General features: G+C 35.5%; 18 protein-coding genes. 13 read left to right on the forward strand and 5 right to left on the reverse strand.

Annotation, left to right across the window (positions count from 1 at the left end; all coding sequences use genetic code 11):
• Positions 1 to 33: 33 nt before the first annotated feature.
• From gmk to gpmI, 4 genes are read right to left on the reverse strand one after another with little or no spacing between them, the layout of a single operon-like run.
• Positions 34 to 645 carry a guanylate kinase gene (gmk, locus tag B9N62_RS01440; protein WP_087584055.1) on the reverse strand — a complete coding sequence of 204 codons (612 nt, stop codon included), beginning with the start codon at positions 643 to 645 and terminating at the stop codon, positions 34 to 36.
• On the reverse strand, positions 646 to 2,088 hold the full coding sequence (locus B9N62_RS01445; protein ID WP_087584056.1) for a Highly acidic protein: 1,443 nt from the start codon (positions 2,086 to 2,088) through the stop codon (positions 646 to 648).
• A gap of 57 nt (positions 2,089 to 2,145) precedes the next feature.
• Positions 2,146 to 2,907, reverse strand: a complete 762-nt coding sequence (gene fliR, locus B9N62_RS01450; protein WP_087584057.1) for a flagellar biosynthetic protein FliR — start codon at positions 2,905 to 2,907, stop codon at positions 2,146 to 2,148.
• 4 nt (positions 2,908 to 2,911) lie between these two features.
• Positions 2,912 to 4,375, reverse strand: a complete 1,464-nt coding sequence (gpmI, locus tag B9N62_RS01455) for a 2,3-bisphosphoglycerate-independent phosphoglycerate mutase (RefSeq protein WP_087584058.1) — start codon at positions 4,373 to 4,375, stop codon at positions 2,912 to 2,914.
• 80 nt (positions 4,376 to 4,455) lie between these two features.
• Here gpmI and mraY point away from each other — a divergent pair, with 80 nt between their 5' ends.
• The 9 genes from mraY to B9N62_RS10430 all read left to right on the forward strand — a co-directional run bounded on the left by mraY (position 4,456) and on the right by B9N62_RS10430 (position 13,469).
• Positions 4,456 to 5,520 carry a phospho-N-acetylmuramoyl-pentapeptide-transferase gene (gene mraY, locus B9N62_RS01460; RefSeq protein ID WP_087584059.1) on the forward strand — a complete coding sequence of 355 codons (1,065 nt, stop codon included), beginning with the start codon at positions 4,456 to 4,458 and terminating at the stop codon, positions 5,518 to 5,520.
• Between the two features lie 8 nt (positions 5,521 to 5,528).
• On the forward strand, positions 5,529 to 6,746 hold the full coding sequence (gene murD / locus B9N62_RS01465) for a UDP-N-acetylmuramoyl-L-alanine--D-glutamate ligase (RefSeq protein ID WP_087584060.1): 1,218 nt from the start codon (positions 5,529 to 5,531) through the stop codon (positions 6,744 to 6,746).
• Positions 6,747 to 6,890: 144 nt separating this feature from the next.
• Positions 6,891 to 10,166: a hypothetical protein gene (locus tag B9N62_RS10600; RefSeq protein ID WP_219336775.1), complete on the forward strand. Its 3,276-nt coding sequence runs from the start codon at positions 6,891 to 6,893 to the stop codon at positions 10,164 to 10,166.
• A gap of 4 nt (positions 10,167 to 10,170) precedes the next feature.
• Positions 10,171 to 10,641, forward strand: a complete 471-nt coding sequence (locus B9N62_RS01475) for a hypothetical protein (RefSeq protein WP_087584061.1) — start codon at positions 10,171 to 10,173, stop codon at positions 10,639 to 10,641.
• 2 nt (positions 10,642 to 10,643) lie between these two features.
• Positions 10,644 to 11,057 carry a hypothetical protein gene (locus B9N62_RS01480; protein ID WP_087584062.1) on the forward strand — a complete coding sequence of 138 codons (414 nt, stop codon included), beginning with the start codon at positions 10,644 to 10,646 and terminating at the stop codon, positions 11,055 to 11,057.
• Between the two features lie 92 nt (positions 11,058 to 11,149).
• Positions 11,150 to 11,332, forward strand: coding sequence for a hypothetical protein (locus B9N62_RS10325; protein ID WP_087586168.1), 183 nt, complete (start codon positions 11,150 to 11,152; stop codon positions 11,330 to 11,332).
• A 386-nt stretch (positions 11,333 to 11,718) separates the two neighbouring features.
• Positions 11,719 to 12,336, forward strand: a complete 618-nt coding sequence (locus B9N62_RS01485; protein ID WP_087584063.1) for a DUF5675 family protein — start codon at positions 11,719 to 11,721, stop codon at positions 12,334 to 12,336.
• Positions 12,320 to 13,030: a hypothetical protein gene (locus B9N62_RS01490; RefSeq protein WP_087584064.1), complete on the forward strand. Its 711-nt coding sequence runs from the start codon at positions 12,320 to 12,322 to the stop codon at positions 13,028 to 13,030. Before B9N62_RS01485 ends, B9N62_RS01490 begins: the two co-directional genes overlap by 17 nt.
• Positions 13,031 to 13,037: 7 nt before the next feature.
• A complete protein-coding gene (locus B9N62_RS10430; protein WP_180382140.1) occupies positions 13,038 to 13,469 on the forward strand; it encodes a hypothetical protein in 432 nt (143 codons plus the stop codon).
• Between the two features lie 180 nt (positions 13,470 to 13,649).
• On the opposite strand, the gene B9N62_RS01500 is transcribed toward B9N62_RS10430, so the two are convergent.
• On the reverse strand, positions 13,650 to 14,687 hold the full coding sequence (locus tag B9N62_RS01500) for a 3'-5' exonuclease (protein ID WP_087584065.1): 1,038 nt from the start codon (positions 14,685 to 14,687) through the stop codon (positions 13,650 to 13,652).
• Between the two features lie 63 nt (positions 14,688 to 14,750).
• On the opposite strand from B9N62_RS01500, the gene waaC reads away from it, so the two are divergent.
• From waaC to rfaQ, 4 genes are read left to right on the forward strand one after another with little or no spacing between them, the layout of a single operon-like run.
• Positions 14,751 to 15,725 (forward strand): lipopolysaccharide heptosyltransferase I, encoded by a 975-nt coding sequence (gene waaC / locus B9N62_RS01505; RefSeq protein ID WP_087584066.1) that lies wholly within the window; start codon positions 14,751 to 14,753, stop codon positions 15,723 to 15,725.
• Entirely contained in the window at positions 15,718 to 16,611 is an 894-nt protein-coding gene (locus tag B9N62_RS01510; RefSeq protein WP_087584067.1) for a lipid A biosynthesis lauroyl acyltransferase, read from the forward strand. The genes waaC and B9N62_RS01510 overlap by 8 nt, the downstream gene beginning before the upstream one ends.
• Entirely contained in the window at positions 16,605 to 17,309 is a 705-nt protein-coding gene (locus B9N62_RS01515) for a glycosyltransferase family 2 protein (RefSeq protein WP_087584068.1), read from the forward strand. The genes B9N62_RS01510 and B9N62_RS01515 overlap by 7 nt, the downstream gene beginning before the upstream one ends.
• Positions 17,306 to 18,367, forward strand: coding sequence for a putative lipopolysaccharide heptosyltransferase III (rfaQ, locus tag B9N62_RS01520; protein ID WP_087584069.1), 1,062 nt, complete (start codon positions 17,306 to 17,308; stop codon positions 18,365 to 18,367). The genes B9N62_RS01515 and rfaQ overlap by 4 nt, the downstream gene beginning before the upstream one ends.
• Positions 18,368 to 18,370 lie beyond the last annotated feature (3 nt).

The raw sequence follows: 18,370 nt of genomic DNA on the forward strand, positions 1-18,370 counted from the left end.
TTTTTCAAAATGTTATCATAAATTCCTGAATTTCTAGCAATCTATCCACTCATCAATAACGCGTCTTAAGTCTATTTTCGCGCTTTTTAGCCTCATCGCTCTAAGAATTGATTTTAGGCCCTTATAACTCTTTTCAATGTCATCATTTACCAAAAAATAATCATATTCTAAGATGTGTTCCATCTCACCAACTGCGTTCATTAGGCGATTTTCTATCGTTTCGTCGCTATCAGTTCCGCGGTTTTTCAAGCGTTTTTTAAGCTCTTTTTTATTTGCAGTCGTGATAAAAACTGAAGTTATGTAGCTTCTAAATTTTTCAAGTGCGATGTGAAAGCCTTGTACGTCGATATCAAATATAACTATCTTCCCAGCCTCAAGCGCTGCTAAAACTGGTTTTAGGCTCGTGCCATAATAGTTTTTATGTACCTGCGCCCATTCTAAAAATTCGCCCTTTTCTATGCCGCTTTTAAACTCATCTTCTTTTATAAAATAGTAATCCACTCCATCGACTTCACCTTCTCTTTTTGCCCTTGTCGTGCTTGAAATAGAAAAATAAAGATCCTTCTCTTCCTTTAAAAGACGGCCCAAAAGCGTACTTTTTCCACTTCCACTAGGTCCAGAAACTACTAAAATTTGTCCTTGCAACTACTTTTCCTCAAAACTTATATTTATCTTTATGTTCATATCTTTTAGCACATCTCTTAGCGAGCTTTCATTTAACGACTCATGGACGTGTTTTGTGATCTTTTTGGTTAGCTCTTCTTTATAGTCAGCATCGATTTTTGTTTCATCGCATGAGCTAGTTTGTGGTGCATTATTTAATCCAAATGCTGCTTGCATCGTATTTTCATCTATTTCCTCAATAGACGCTACATCAAAATTTAGGCTACCCAACGTCTCTTCTTTAAAATTTTCTTCCTCAAACACCTCATCTACCATACCTAGATCTTCTTGAGCAAGGACTTCTTCAGAAATTTCTTCATGATCTTCTTTAGTTGGCTCTTTTTCGGGGTCTATATCTTCATCCAAAGAAATCTCCTCTGCTTCTTTGGTAGATTCTTCGTCTATATCTTCCTCTAAATTTTGACTAGCTTCATCTATCAAATTTGCCTCGCTGCTTTCAGGCTCAAATTTTTCATCACTACCAAAATCAGTCTCTAGCTCATCAAAATTTTCACTATCTTCGCTAGCTTCTTCGTTTAGCTCTTTATCCAAAGATTCGATCTCGCTGAGCTCTTTTTTACTTTGACTTATATCATCTACAAAATCTTCATTAAGCTCGGCAGTTTCTAAATTTTGAGAATTTTGCTCGACCATTTTATCAAGCTCGTTTTTAGCCTCTTCATCCGCTAAGTCGCTCTCGCCCATATCATCTATCTCATCTACAAGCGAACTAAGCTCATCAAAGTCATCGCTATGCTCTTCTTTTACCATAGGCGGCTCATTATTTTGTTCTAAGGATTTGTCTATATCTTCTGAATCAGCCATATATTTGCTAGCTATGTCATTTATAATATCATCATCTATGAGTTCAGTGTCTGTTTCATCAAAACTGATATCTTTATCCTTTAAATCCTCGGTCTCCAGTTCACTTAGCTGCTCTTTTAAAAACTCATCGTCTAAAGCCTCATTATCAAAATTCTCTGCTTCATCATCTTCTTTTGCTAAATTTTCAAGACCCATATCAATTTCTGGAAGCTCAAAATTTTCTAAATCATCAAAGTTTTTATTGCTTTCGTCAAAGTCATTAAAATTTGCAGACTCATCTAGCCCAAGCTCAAGTTCTTTATCATTGTCAGTATCTTTGTTTTGTTCAAACAAACTAATAAATTCTGTTGGTAAAAAGGGCTTTTCAAGCATAACATCAGCAAAATCTGGCTTTTCACCGCCTCTAGGTGCTAGATACATTATCTTTTGATTTAAATTAACATCGCTGCTATCCATATCACTATCGATGATAATATAATCAAATTGATCTCCAACACTATTAACATCGTCAAATTCGCTATATTCTATGCCTAGCTTATTTAAACTTAACGTTATAAGACGAGAAACTGCTGGGTTTTTGTTTACAAGTGCAACTTTCATGATCCCTCCTTGAAGAGCTTGAGGCTGTATTCTATGATAAATTTCATTGCTATTTACTTAAAAAAATAGTGCTGGCATATCGTTTAAAATCTGCACCATCATATCAGTTATGATTTTTATAATGCCAGCTAAAATAGCTATCAAAACCGAAAAGCCGATACTTACCTTAATAGGATAACCAACGACTAATAGGTTAAATTGTGGCATAGTTTTCATAAGCATGCCAAAAATAGCATCTGAAAGTATAGAAAGCGCGATAATAGGAAAAGCCAGAACAAATCCAAACATAAAAAGATTGCCAAAAAGCTTTAGGGTGTAGCTCATCACACCGCTTCTTGGATAAAAATCTCCAAGCGGTATAGCAGAAAGTGAAGTGGAATAAAACTGCAATATTAAATGGTGCCCATCAAGCATCAAAAATGCAAGAAGCGCAATAAAATTTAAAATATTTGCAATCACTGGCGAATTTGTACCAGTTTGCGGATCAAGCACCGAAGCCATCGAGAAACCCATAATCATCGAGATTTGCTCGCCAGCCATTTGAAGTATGGCAAAAACGATATTTAGCAAAAGTCCAGCGCAAAGTCCGAGCATGGCCTCACTTAAAATTTCCATGATCAAAAAATTTATAGCGTGCTCATGGGTGTGAGATAATGGAAAAAGCACGATACAAAGGGCAAAAACTAGTAAAGTTTTTACACTAAGCGGGATTTGATTGTGAGAAAAAAATGGAAAAAATACGATAAGCCCACTAAGACGTGCAAAAAGGAGCATAAAGGTTATGACTTTATCAGCTCCAAAAAACTCGACTAGTTCCATTCTTTTATATTAATGCCTCGTCCATCTCAGCTGGAATTTCAAGCCCCATGATCTTTAAAACACTAGGAGCGATGTTGTTTAGACCGCCGTTTTTTACTTTTTTTACGCCATCAGCCATCACAAAACAAAAGACATCATAAGTCGTGTGGTTTGTCAGTAGCTCACCGCTGCTATCGCGCATCTCTTCGCAGTTTCCGTGATCGCTCGTGATGATCATCGCATAGTTTTTCTCTTTTGCCTTAGTGTAAATTTCTCCAAGAGCCGTATCTACTGCCTCTACTGCTTTGATTGCGGCCTCGTAATTTCCAGTGTGCCCTACCATATCGCCATTTGCGAAATTTACCACGATGAAGTCTTGTTCATCATCCATACCCTTTAGCACAGCTTTACAAACTTCTGCTGCACTCATCTCTGGCTTTTCGTCATAGGTCTTTACCTTTGGGCTAGGGATTAGCACCCTCGTTTCGTTGCTGGCTAATTCTTCGACGCCACCATTAAAGAAAAATGTTACATGGGCGTATTTTTCAGTCTCAGCCGTGTGAAGCTGCCTTAGACCAGCAGCCGCTATGACCTCGCTTAGGGTGTTTTTTATCTTTTCATTTTTAAAGAGCACTTCAAATTTAAAATTTGCGTCGTATTCGGTCATGGTGATTAGATTTTTGATAGCAAAAGGTCGCTCAAACTCGCTAAATTTCTCTTCGCCCAAAGCCTGGCAAATCTCTCTTGCTCTATCATTTCTAAAATTTATAAAGATCACGCCGTCATCTTCGCCCATGCCCTTAAAGCCATTAAAGCTTGCTGGCTTTACAAACTCATCTGTCACGCCCTCATCGTAGCTTTTTTGTAGATACTCACTTGGCGATAAGCTGCTTAAATTTGCTCCCTCTACCAAGCTATCATAGGCCTCTTTTACGCGCTCCCAGCGTTTATCTCTATCCATCGCGTAAAATCTTCCACAAACCGTCGCTACCTTAAATTTAGTCTCCAAGTTTTTTATTAAATTTAGACCGCTGTTTGGGCTAACGTCGCGTCCATCGGTGATAGCGTGGGCAAAAACTTCGCAGCCATTTTTGCTAGCAAGCTCGCACATGCCATCAAAATGCTCCATATGTGAGTGCACGCCGCCATCGCTATAAAGCCCTATGACGTGAATTTTTTTGCACTTTTTAAAAAGAGCTTTTAGGGCTTCATTTTCTGCTATCGAGCCATCAGCGAAGCTGCGTGAAATTTTGACCAAATTTTGATACAAAACTCGCCCACTTCCTATACACATATGCCCTACTTCGCTGTTTCCCATCTGCCCTTCAGGTAGTCCCACAGCGTTTCCAGAGGTTTTTATGAGCGAGTTTGGAATTTCTTTAAAAAATTTCTCGTAATTTGGCTTTTTAGCCGCCTCAAATGCGTTAAATTTAGCGCTTTTATTAAATCCAATACCATCAGTTATTATTAAAATAGTTTTTTGACTCATTTTGAAAATTTATCCTTAATTTTAGATAATTTTTAAGGCCATTATACTAAAATTGCTTTTTTTTAAAAATAAAGGCTCTCATGTTTTACTATATCTATGAAATTTTAAATTTTAATATCTTTCAATACATCACCGTTCGTGCTGGTATCGCTTTTTTCATCGCTTTTGCACTCACAACTTATTTGATGCCCAAATTTATCACTTGGGCAAAGGCAAAAAACGCCGCCCAGCCTATCTACGAGCTTGCCCCACAAACTCACCAAAAAAAGGCCAAAACGCCGACCATGGGCGGACTTGTTTTTGTCTTTACAGCCGTACTTTCCACGATAATTTGCGCAAGGCTTGATAACGCATTTGTCTTAACATCACTCTTTTGCCTAGTTTGCTTTACGCTGCTTGGCTACAAGGACGATTACAGCAAAATTTTAGGCGCAAAAAATCACGCCGGCCTAAGCCCAAAAGCAAAGCTCTTTTTTCAGTTTTTAATAGCCTTTGTAATTTCTGTTTTTTTATATGCAAGTCACGAGCTTAGCACCGAATTTTATCTACCTTTTTTTAAGCAACCTATTTTAGATTTAAAAATTTTTGCCATTTTCTTTTGGACGCTAGTCATAGTCGCTGCTTCAAATTCAGTAAATTTAACAGACGGGCTTGACGGGCTAGCTACTGTGCCATCGATATTTTCACTTTTAACACTTGGCGTTTTTGCTTATATCTGCGGACACGCTGTCTTTAGCTCATATTTACTCTTACCAAAGATCGTAGGCGTTGGCGAAAGCGTTGTTGTCTCTTCAGCTCTAATTGGCTCATTGATGGGCTTTTTATGGTTTAACTGCCATCCAGCTGAAGTCTTTATGGGCGATAGCGGTAGCTTAAGCGTTGGAGCATATATCGGTTTTATGGGTGTTGCGACCAAAAACGAAATCTTACTCATCATTATTGGCCTTATATTTGTCGTTGAAACCCTAAGCGTCATCTTGCAAGTGGGCAGCTTTAAAATTTTTAAACGCAGAATTTTTCTCATGGCACCTATACATCACCATTTTGAGATAAAAGGCTGGGCGGAAAATAAGATCATCGTTCGCTTTTGGATCATCGCACTTTTAGCAAACCTAATCGCACTAACTGCGCTAAAGATCAGATAAGGAAAGTCATGAAAAAATCGCTATTTGGCTACGGTGGCACGATAAAGGCGATCGCAAAGAATTTCACAAAAGACGGCCTTTGGGATATCTATGATGATAAATTTAGTGAAATTTCAAAAGATGAGTTTGGCAATGCTCTTTTGCCAGTTAGCGAATTTGACCCAGCAAAAAGCAGCCTAGAGATACCAAGCCCAGGTATTCCACCTCATCACGAGCTTATTAAAAAAGCTAGAAATTTGGTAAGCGAGTATGACTATTTTTATGAAATTTATAAAGAAAATCTGCCATTTAATATCTGGATAAGTGGCACAAACGGCAAGACTACGACCACAAAGATGACGCAGCATCTACTAGAGAGCAAGGGCTCAGTCATGGGCGGTAATGTTGGTATCGCGCTGGCAAATTTAGATCCGCATGCTAAAATTTGGATACTTGAGACTAGCTCATTTACTCTTCACTACACAAATCACGCCACACCTGGTATCTACGTGCTTTTGCCGATCACTCCAGATCATCTAAGCTGGCATGGCGACATGAGTGAGTACGAAAAGGCTAAGCTAAAGCCGCTTGCTAGCATGAGCGAAAGTAGCGTGGCGATCGTGCCTGAAATTTACGCTAGCACGCCAACAAAGGCAAAAGTGATCACTTATAAAGACGAGAACGACTTGGCTAAATTTTGTGGTGTAAATTTGGGCGATATAGCCTTTAAAACGCCGTTTTTGCTTGATGCGCTGCTAGCACTTGCGGTAGAGAAAATTTTATTTGACCGCTGCGATGTCGCGCTTTTAAATACCTTCGTTATCGAGGCAAATAAGCTTGAAGAATTTAGCGATAAAAATGGCAGAATCTGGGTCAATGACACAAAAGCGACTAACATAGATGCGAGCATACAAGCTGTTAAACGCTACAAAGATCATTTCATACATCTAATACTTGGTGGCGATGATAAGGGTGTTGATATGACGCCACTTTTTGAAGGCTTAAAGAGTTTAAGAGTAAAAATTTACGCCATTGGCTCAAATAGTGACAAACTCATGAAATTAGCGACTAAATTTGGCATACCGGCTTTGAAATGCGACTTTTTACAAAATGCTGTCAATGAGATAAATAAAGAACTAAAGACTAGCGAGATAGCGCTTCTAAGCCCGGCAGCTGCAAGTCTTGATCAGTTTAAGAGCTATGCCGAGCGAGGCGATAAATTTAAAGAGTTTATAAAGGCGCTTTAAATTTACAAGCCCTTTTAAGTAGCCTTGTCAAAAATAAAAACATGCAAATTTATGTTTTTGATATAAATTTTTACTATAAAGTTTTATTGTTGAATACTTTTTAAGTTTGTGCTAATATTTAGCAAAAATTTCTAAGGAAGTTTAATGCCTCTAACGCCCAGAAATGATGTAAATTTTAAAAGAAATTTAATAGATATTATAAAATTTTCATATGACAATGACATAAGCAGACCATTTATATCTAACAACAAGTTACTTATTGGATATGGCTTTAGCCTAAAAGATGATATAGAACTTATTTGTACTCAAATTTATAAAAACAACAAAGACAAAGTCATAAAAGATGTCAAGCAAACTATTGCTAACACCACGAGTAAGACTACCATAGAAAAGATAAATACAGATGAACTTTTTAAAAAGATAAATGATGCCGCAAAAGGGGCTTATGCAAAGTCTGGAGGTGCCGATACTTTACCTGAGTTTGAATTTAGCTCGGAAGATCAGCTAAATGCCATCTTAGGGCAAAAGCTTACGCCGCTAATCCAAGAGATAAATCAAAAATTAAACAACTCTCCACTTAAAAATTTACAAGCCGTTTCACTTACTTCCGATACGCAAAACAGCCAAATTTCAAGAGAGCATGTCGCACTTTTAGCACTTCTTTATATCAGTAAAAAAGGCAATATTGATCCATCCCTAGCAAGCTACATCAAAAGCAAAAATCGTTTTAAGGCTTGGTTCTGGCTAGCATATGAAAGCTTTAGTGATGAAGTAAGCAATAAAACATCTCTTTTACGAGAAAAAATTTCAACTCAGTTTGGGCTTTATGAAAGTGATGAACAAAATGTTAATTTTGCCGAGTGTATAGATGTTTTTAGCCATTTAAATATATCCAAAGCAAAATATAAATCAAAAAATCAAAACAATAAAGAGATCATCCAAAACGTCACTCATTTAGAATTTATGAAGCTTCAAGAAAATGGATCAAATTTAAACGCATCAGATGCATCAAAATGTGAGGCATTATTTCAGCCATTTGTTACAAAGATAAATTCTTTATTAAGCACTCAAAGTATAAAGACCTTTAGCCTTGAAAACATATACTGCGTAAATTTGATCAGCTCAAATGCTTCAAACACTTCAAGAATAAATAAGCTCTTAAGGCAAAGAGAGGAGGAATTTTATAAACAAGAAAATATACTCTTGCTATGCCCAAGAAAGATGACAACTCCTATTAGAGTCTTTCAACCTAAAAAGAGCGAATTTACCGTCGTGCTAGCTAGTCAGACTCCATTTGATTGCAGTGAGCTAAACCCAAAAGAGCTAAATTTTAGTAGGCCAAACTATGGCAAGGTAAATTTATGTGAGCTAATACTTACTGACTTTAAATTTGACTCTTACGAAGATAGTAAAAATGAAGAGATAAAATTTAAAAATGCAAAGAGCAAAGACACGGTAATACTCTATCAAGAAAACAAAAATGAAGAAGACAAGATAAATGGTGCTACCTTTACTAGTATAAAGCAAAATAGCGATGATATAGAGTATAAACTAGAAGATGGCGTTATAAGCATGAAGTACTTTGAAGACCAAACGTCTAACAACAAACACCTAAATTTCTCTTTATTAAATTTCGCCAAAGAGAATAACTTTACCCTAAGAGATGATAAAGATTCAGCTATGTTTGATATAAAGCTTCGTCTAGCTCATGGCAACAATGTAGTGCCTACATCAGCATCAAGCTCAGGTCTTACTCTTACAATAAATAATCTCATCATTGAAAACGAAGATGGTAAGGTAAGTGAAGATATAGATAAGATATATCTTCATCACTGCTTTGATAAAAGTATATATGAGAGTATATCTTTAGTAAAAAATGAAGACTCAGATATCAAAAACTCATATACAGCTACATTTAATATCCCAATAGACAAAGAGAATAAAGGAGATACTAAATTTATACTTTATTCAAGTGATCTAAGTAAAGTTTATAGCACTAAAGATATTCATGCTCACTCTGATACAGCTGTAATATCTTTAGGATATCAAGATAAGAGTAGTTCTAACTTTTGCTATAGCAATAAGGTCTCGTTAAGAGATATAACAGATCATATAACAACTGTAATCTCTGATAGTGAGTATCCATTTAAGACAAATGAGATAATAAGCTTAAAGGCTATATATAAACAAGAAAAAGGCAGTAAGAGATATAAAGAGATACTTTGGGGATATAAGGTCATAAAAAGTAAAGAGTATGATGAGCTATCCAAATCAAATCCAAAAGATGTAGTAGCTCTAAAAGATCAAAAGGGTAAAGAGATAACATTTAAAATTTCAGATGTTATACAAAAAGATGATCTAGATAAGCTAAAACAGGGTAGTCATACTATAGTATTTTTTGCATATCTTGAAGGTGATAAGGATAAATTTAAGTTTTATACAAGATATGGCAAAAATCATATAAGAATAGATATAAAGATACCTTTATATATTAAATTTAAAGATGATAAGCTATTTATATATGAGTTTGAGCATGCTATAAAAGAGAAGGCATTTGATGCTAAATTAAAGCTTAGTGATAATAAAGACGATGCTTTAATAAAAAATGATAATTACTTATATATGAATAAAAATATCTCATCAAATGAGATAAATATATATGAAGACGACAAACTAAGCAAAGAGCTAAAAAGTGATGAGAAGACAGATAAGAGCTATCAAATTTATGCAAAAGAAGAGAGCTCTAATAATCAGTCTAATGCAGATAAAGATGATAAGCTTGGTATAAATTTATTAAATAAAGAGAATATGAATAAATTTATTAACTCTTTTAATGAATCAAAGAGTTTAACTAGAGTAGATAGTGGTATGTGGAAAGATGGAGATGAGGGGGTTGGGGTTGATTTAAAAACAGACAATAAAATTGCTTGGGGTAAAAAAGTTTCTTTAGAATTTAAGGAAAAAGTTATAGAAATATGTATAAATTTAAAAATAAATCCTGACTTTTTAATGTCATGCATGGCTTTTGAGACAGGTGAGACTTTTTCAGCTAGTATAAAAAATCCAGTTGCTAGTGCTATAGGACTTATACAATTTTTAGAAATAACAGCAGCTAGCTTAGGGACAACCACATTAAAACTAGCAAATATGTCTGAAGTTGAACAACTTGAATATGTAGAAAAATATTTTATGCCTTATGCTGGAAAAATTGAAACCATAGAGGACATTTATATGGCAATTATTTATCCAAAAGCTATTGGCAAGTCGAACGATTACGTATTATTTAGTTCTAGTAGTTCTAGCTATATAGCAAATAAAGGATTAGACAAAAATATGGATGGAAGCATTACAAAAGAGGAAGCTGCGGCAAAAGTTAAGGAAAAATTAGAAAAGGGTCTAAAAAAAGGCTATAAAGGTTAATTCTATGAAAAAATTTTTATTTTTATCACTACTCTTTATCGTATTTTCTAATGCTCAAAACTTAAGTATAGAAACATATAGCAAGGATAACAAATGCTCCATAAGTATAAACGATGAAAAGATTTATAGCAGAGAGTGTGAGCATGAGCTTGAACCAAATTTAATATTTTATACCAAATTGAATCACAGTGAAGTGTGGATATTTCAAGACATACAAAACTATGCTGCTTGCAATGGACACGGGCCTTTGAGAATTTTTGAAAAGAAAGATGACGACAAGATAAAATTTCAAGGCGAGATAGATTGGTGCGCGAGTGTGCCATTTTTCGAAGTCACTAATGAAGGCATCTTGATAATAGACAAACCACACAAAAATGCACTAACCAACAACGGCGACCCAAATTTTAAAGGTAGCGGGAAACTATCTGACGAAAGCAAATATAAATTTGAGAATGGAAAGGTCAAAAAGATATAGTTTTGCCTTTGTTAAATAGATATAATGCGACTAAAAAAGAGCGGATAGATATGGTAAAAAAGATAGTTGTTTTTTATTTTATGGTGCTAGCCTTTATGGCGCATAATGCCTACGCAAAAGATATAAATTTAACTGGGTTTTACAAAAATGAGCCTTGTAATATTTCAATAGAAATAACGAAAAATACCAATAAGGCAAAGTATTTTTACAAGATAGTTGATAATAATCAGACAAAATCACAAGGCTATATATCAAGCATAAAAAGCAATGGCGAAGGTGGATTTTATATAAAATTTAAAAAGATTGACGGGATGTATGAAAATGATAGCATAGTCATACAAAACTATGGAAATTCTATGAACGAGTATAGTCATTTTGAAGATTGCGATAGTAAATATTTAAAATTTGATAAATAGGGCTAGCGTGCGTGATTTTGTAATTACTTTTTTTTAAAGCCGAAGAAATAGGATATTGCTATGAAAATGAAAAAATTTTAATAGCTATTGCTATGTTCGAATGCGAGGGTGACATACATTGTACAAATGGTGGTTATTTTTGGGTAAATAAAAGAAATACCAAAAGTTTAGAAATTTTATCAAAACCAACACCAATAAAAAATAATGTAAATGAGCACTTGATGGGAATAAATTTAAAAATTCAAACTACATATATGAAATTTATGGCGACATAATATCTGGTGAAAAAAATGTATTTGAACATTTTTAAGTGAGAAAAAACTATTTTTAAAAGCGATGATTTACAACAGATAGAACAAGAAGAATTCCTATCCAAATTTAAAGAAATAGATAGTGGGCTACCCGCGAGCTTTGATAAATTTTATAAGAAATTGAAAAATAAATATCAATAATAGTCTATAAAAATATAGAGATTATAACAATAAACAATCTCATCATTGAAAACAAAGATGATAAAGATGATAAGCTAAGCAAAGAGCTAAAAAGTGATGAGAAGGCAAATAAGAGCTATCAAATTTATGCAAAAGAAGAGAGCTCTAATAATCAGTCTAATGCAGATAAAGATGATAAGCTTGGTATAAATTTATTAAACAAAGAGGATATGGATAAATTTATTAACTCTTTTAATGAATCAAAGAGTTTAACTAGAGTAGATAAAGGTATGTGGGAAGATGGGGATGAGGGGGTTGGGGTTTGCGCCATAAATGATAATATAATTTATATTACTAGAAAGTGGGAATATAAAGCATCCAGTCACTCATCCAGTTCTACAATAAGTGAATTTAAAATTAGCGATAGTGATTTAACAGGCTATATATTAGAACCATATGGCGAAAGCACAAAACAGTCTGGTCAAGACAAAAGAATACCTACAGGAAAATATAATCTAGTATGGCATGTTTCTACAAAATATTCAAAAGACAAATACTCCAAAAATAAGCGTGGAAATTTTTTAGAAAATGGATTTCCAAAATTATATAATAATGATGTTCCTAAAAGTAGAGCCATATTAATACATGTTGGTAGCAAAGGAGAGCACTCTGAAGGATGTTTGCTGCCAGGGAGTGATGTCGTTGTTAGTGAAATAAATGGAAAAAGATACGTTACAGGTGTTTCTGGCAGCATAAACAAATTCTATCAGCTTATAGAATATATAGAGAGCAATGGAATAGATAACGTAAAAGTTGTGATTGAGGAAAAGTATGAAGATTATAAATAAAATAATTTTTTTATGGTTAATGGTGTTTGTGTCGCCAGCTCTTTTTGCAGAGCAAACCGCCGAGAAGTGTTTTAATGGCTTTTTAGATAATAAAGCACATTTTGCTAAACAAGACAAATTTGACGATTTTGATTTTTCTAACATTTTAGCTGACAAGCGTATAAAATTTTTGGGTTATATCGGAGCCAATTATCACAGACTACATATAAATTTTGATAGCATTAAAAAGATATCAAGGTCAAAATATGTAGTATCTGGCAACTATAAAATAACCGAAGAAGCTCGCCCATTTAACGGCGAAATTCAAATATCTGAAATAAGAAAATATACAAATTTTAACTACGGTGTTGATGATTTTATGAAAGGCAAAATAAATGCCCAAGGTATAGCCTTAGCGACATATTTGATAAAAGGCGAAACAGAAAAATTTCAAGCTAAAGGCTGTATGCTAACAAGATGGTACATTGATAACGACGAAAAATTGCTATACAACGATATATCAGAAGATGAGGATTTGTACGCAAATAATTTATTTTGTGGAGAGTGTAAGGTGGACAAGGTACAAATAAAGCCATGCGCATGGGATCATTGCAGGATACCAAATAGCGGCGATCTTGACATAGGGGCTGGGGAATTTAGCCCGAACCCAAAATATATTGGCAACGACTGGAGCGACTTTAATAAAGATGAATAAAATTGCAATGAAAAGCTTTTTAATACTATCTCTAATTTTAGGTTTTCTAAATTTAACAGCCAGTGAAAATTTACCGCGCACAACGAGCATAGACAAAATCAAAGTAGGTAAAATTTTACCTACAAGTAATTTATCATCTAAAAAAATCAAATATTTTTTAGACGGTGAAAAAGCAAGCTTCATAAATTTATCAAGAACACAGATAATGACGCTCGATTTTTGTTGTGGTGGTAGCGGTGGGGTCCAAAGGATAAATGTCAAATTTTTTGATAAAAATTTGACTAAAGATTATATAAATTCCAGCAAAATAAAAGATTTCACTACAAATTCTGACATAAAACTTGGCGACAAACAAGACCAAATTTTAAAGAAACTAGGTAAACCAAACGATCTACAAGAAGAAAATGCCACCTCTATTGTCACCTACATCACTGAGTAAAATGAAAGCAAACTCTTACAAGAATTTGATATGCCACTCTACTACGAGAAATTCATCTTTTCTAATAGAGTTTTAAAAGAGTATGAATTTGGATTTGAGTACCCGTGATATTCCGCGGATCAGGATATTAATTTCATAGAGTAGCAAAAGATATTTTTACGGTCTAAAAGCGTAGAATTTCTACTCTTCGTCCAAATTTATTTCAGGTAGTTTCTCTTCGGCAAAACTCTTATCTTTTTTGGCAGCTGACGCAACCTCGCTAGCTTTTTTTAAAAGCCCATCAAGCCCTTGTCTTGCCAAACGCTCCTTTAGCTGCTCTGGTGTATCTTTTGTGCCGCCAAGATCACTAAAATTATTAAATTCCTCGTAATCCTCACTCTCTTTTTGAACCTTGATCTCGTAATCAAGCTTGCCATTAAGTCTAGCTAGCTCGTCGCTTATCGCAGCGCAAAAGACCTCAGTGTATTCTCTGTGAGCGCAGTTTTTAGCTAGAAATTCACTCATCACATTTAGGTGATTTATGTAGTCATCTTGCAAGATATTTGCCTGTAAAAGCTCAAATTTTAAAAATAGCCAGTAGGTGTTAAGCACGTCGCTTTCGCAGTATTCGTTGATCTTATCAAGCTCGCCTGCGTAGTAAAGCTCAAGCACCTGATCGCCGTGCACATCGTATTTGCCGGGCAAATTTAAACTAGCACAAAGCGTATCAAGCTTTAGCCCCCTAACGCTTCCAAAATCGCTTATAAAATCAAGCAGATCAAGGTGAAATTTAGGCGAATATCTCGCTCTATAGTTTTCCCATTTGTTTTTGTTTAGCTCTTTGTTCTCGCTCTCGTAATATGCCGCCGCATTTAGGTTGTAGCGCATCGCGCGCACCATTAGCATAGGCAGGTCAAAGCCACGGCCATTAAAGCTAACAAGCCTTGGGTTATAGTCATTTATAAATTTTAAAAATTTAGCGATGATCTCGCGCTCGTCTTTGCCCTCCATCGTGCTAACTTTTAAAAATTTGCCGTACTCATCAGCCATAACAGCAGAGATCGCGACCACTCTATGAAACATCACAGGCAAAAACTCACTACCACTGGCCTCTTTTTGTAGCGCCATCGCTTGCACGCTCACATCTTCATCGCTCCCATCAATGCCATAAATTTTTCTTATCAAATTTGCATCAGGTATCGTCTCGCAGTCAAAGACACAGATGTAACTTTTCGCCATTTTAGCCCTTTTTTAAGCATTTTTTTTTAAAATCATACCAAAAATTTATATCTAAAGTGATCAATGCAAAACAAAAATCAACTAAAAATAGCCATCGTCAAACTCTCCGCTCTTGGGGATATCGTGCATGCAGCTATTGTGCTTCAGTTTATCAAAAAGCACTATCCAAATGCCCATATCACGTGGCTAGTTGATGCTCGTTTTGCAAGCCTTTTAAAAGATCATCCGCTTATCGACGAGCTAGTCGTTTTGCCGCTTAAACAAAGCTTTAAACAAAGCTACAAGATACTAAAAACCCTTGGTAAATTTGACAAAGTAATCGATCTGCAAGGACTTTTTAAATCGGCCGTCGTTGCAAAAATAATAGGCAAGCAAACTTATGGCTTTAGTAGAGAGAGCGTCAAAGAAAAGATCGCAGCTAGGCTTTATAGGCATAAATTTAAAATTGATTACAACGAAAATATAATCATTAGAAATTTAGCGCTTGTGGCTTTTGCTCTAAATTTTAGCTTTGAAGTAAGTGAAATTTTAGAAAAAGCACCTTGCTTTGAAGCAAGTGAAATTTATAAAAATGAAAGTGGTAAAAAGCGTGTATTGATTGCTGCATTTGCGAGCGAAGAGAGTAAAATTTATGACAAATTTAAAGAAGTGATCGGACTACTTGATGGATGCGAAATTTGCCTTTGCTACGGAAGTGAAAGCGAGAAAGTAAGGGCTGAGGCGATCATCTCAGGCACCTCGGCAAAGCTACTTGAAAAACTTAACATAAAAGAGATGATAAGCTTCATTGCAAGCTGTGATTTAGTAATTGGCAACGATAGTGGCCTAACACACCTTGCTTGGGCGATGAATAGGCCTTCTATCACACTTTTTGGTAACCGTCCAAGCCACAGAAATGCTTACATCACGGATAAAAATTTAGTTATAGATATGGGCAAGCAAATAGACGCCAGAAGTATCGATAAAAACGACTTTTGCATAAGAGAGATTTTCCCAGAAACGATTGCAAATTTTGTAAAAAGGCTACTAAATGGATAGGCTCTATCTAGCTGGCTTTTATACTTTAAAAATTTTTATATTTTTACTGCCTAGCTCACTTAGAGATTTGCTCGCTAAATTTTTAGCTTTTTCGTATATGAAGCTTAATAAAAAGCGACTTCACGTCGTTATGACAAATTTAAACCTTGCTTTTAGTGATACAAAAACCAAGAAAGAGAAGCTAGAGATCGCTAAAAAATGCTACTACAACTTTGCAAAATACCTTGGTATAAATTTCATCCTAAATCAAAATACAACAAAGCAAAAAGTGCTTGAAAAAGTTAGCTTTAAAAATGAGCATAATCTGCTTGAAGCGCTTAAGCTTGATCGTCCGATTATTGTGACGACTGCGCATTTTGGACAATGGGAGCTTTTTAGTCTAGCGATGGCTGCTCGCTTTGGTGCAGTCTCAGTGCTTGGCAGAAAGCTTGATAGTAGCGTCATGGATAAAATTTTAAGTGCAAACAGATCACAGTTTGATGTGGAGCTCATTGACAAAGATGGCGGCGCAAAAGATATTTTAAAAGCGCTAAAAGCTAGGCGAATAGTGGGAATTTTAGTCGATCAAAATACCGCTCCAAAAGATGGCATAAAGGTGAAATTCTTTGAAAAAGATGTGCTTCACACACCAGCTGCAAGCGTGCTAGCTCAAAAAACAAACGCACTAATAATTAATGCATTTATCTATCAAAAAGATGAAAATATAAGTGAAATTTGCTTTTTGCCAGCCATTGATATAAATAAATTTGATAAAGAAGAGGCGGTACAAAAAGTAACGCAAATGCAGTGTAGCGCGTGCGAAGAGATGGTTAGAGCAAGGCCTGAGGAGTACTTTTGGTTTCACAAACGCTTTAAAAGATTTTACGAAAAAGAGTATGAATGCTAAGTGTCGTCATCTTAACTTTTAACAGCCAAAAATATCTGCAAGAAGTGCTAGAAAGTACAAATTTTGCGGATGAGGTCATTGTGGTTGATAGTGGCTCAAGCGATAGTACAAAGCAAATTTGTCAAAATTTTAGTAATGTTAAATTCTACGAGCAAGTATGGCTTGGATTTGGTGCGCAAAAGCAAAAGAGCGTGGATCTAGCTAAAAATGAGTGGATCTTTGTGCTTGATAGCGACGAGGTGATCACGGATGAACTTAAAAACGAGATCATAGATACATTAAAAGAGCCAAAATTTATGGCTTACAACGTAGCTAGGCTAAATTTTTTCTTTGGTAAAGCGATCAAAAATATGGGGCTCTATCCAGACTACACGGTGAGGCTTTTTAACAAAAATTTTGCCAAATTTGATGGCAGAGCCGTGCATGAAAAGGTTATTTTAAATGACGGCTCGCAAAAGCTTGGAGTACTTAAAAATCACTTCTTGCACTATGCATATGAGAGTATCGAGCAGTTTATCGCTAAGCAAAATCGCTACTCAAGCATGGGCGCAAAGAGAAATTTACTAAAGGCGCTTACAAGCCCAGCGTGGACATTTTTTAAGCTTTACGTGCTAAAAGGTGGCTTTAAAGAGGGCTTTGCGGGCTATGTTATCGCTAGACTTTACGCCCAGTACACATTTTGGAAATATATAAAATGAAAATACTTGTAATTAAATTTAGAAACATCGGCGACGTACTTTTGACTACGCCTCTTATTGAAAATTTGCACCATTATTACCCAGATGCGACCATCGACTTTGCCCTAAACAAAGGCACAGAAGCGATGATAGAAGGAAATCCTTACATAAATAAAATTCACATTTACGATAGACAAAGTGCAAATTCTGGCTTTTTAAAAAAACTAATTACCGAGATAAAATTTATAAAAGCCATCAAAAAAGAAAAATACGATATGGCGGTGCAAACAACCACGGGGGATCGCGGTATAATCATCTCAAAATACGCAAAGATCAAAAAAATAGTAGGCTTTCTTGGCAAAAATCAATCAATAAATACACTTCTAAACGTCAAAGCAAAATACTATGAAAATTTTTCACATACGATCGATCATAATCTAAATGCTTTAAGGGCTTTGGGATTTGAACCAGTCAGCAAAAAGGTGAGTGTATTTTCGGACGAGAGTGTGGAGCATCTAAATTTACCAAAACGCTTTGTACATATGCATCTTACAAGCCGCTGGATGTTTAAATGCGCAAATGATGAGAGTATGGCAGAGCTCATCGACTACTGCGAAAATGAGCTTGGTGTAAAGGTCGTACTAACAAGCGACAATAAAGAAAATGAGCTAGAAAAGCTAGCAAGCGTACTAAAAATTTGTAAGAGCGAGCCTATAAATTTAGGTGGCAAGCTAAATTTGAAACAAACGATCGCCCTATCAAAGCACTCAAGCCTTTTTATCGGTGTTGATACTGCTATAATGCACATCGCTGCGGCAAATGACGTGCCAGTGATCGCCTTTTTTGGCCCTAGCAATGCTTATGAGTGGGGGCCATGGGACAACTCGCTCATGGAAAATGGCTATACAGCCCAAAATGGTATACAAAGTATGGGCAAACACATCGTCTATCAAAAAGACTGGGACTTTGTGCCTTGTGACAAAGAAGGCATAGCAAGACATGGTGTAGAAAAAACATTGATGGATTTTAGCGACGAAATGCCAAACATAAAAGCCAAAATAAAAGAAATTTTAGGATAGGCA

The organism is Campylobacter concisus, from assembly GCF_002165785.1.
In the GTDB taxonomy this organism is placed as follows: domain Bacteria; phylum Campylobacterota; class Campylobacteria; order Campylobacterales; family Campylobacteraceae; genus Campylobacter_A; species Campylobacter_A concisus_W.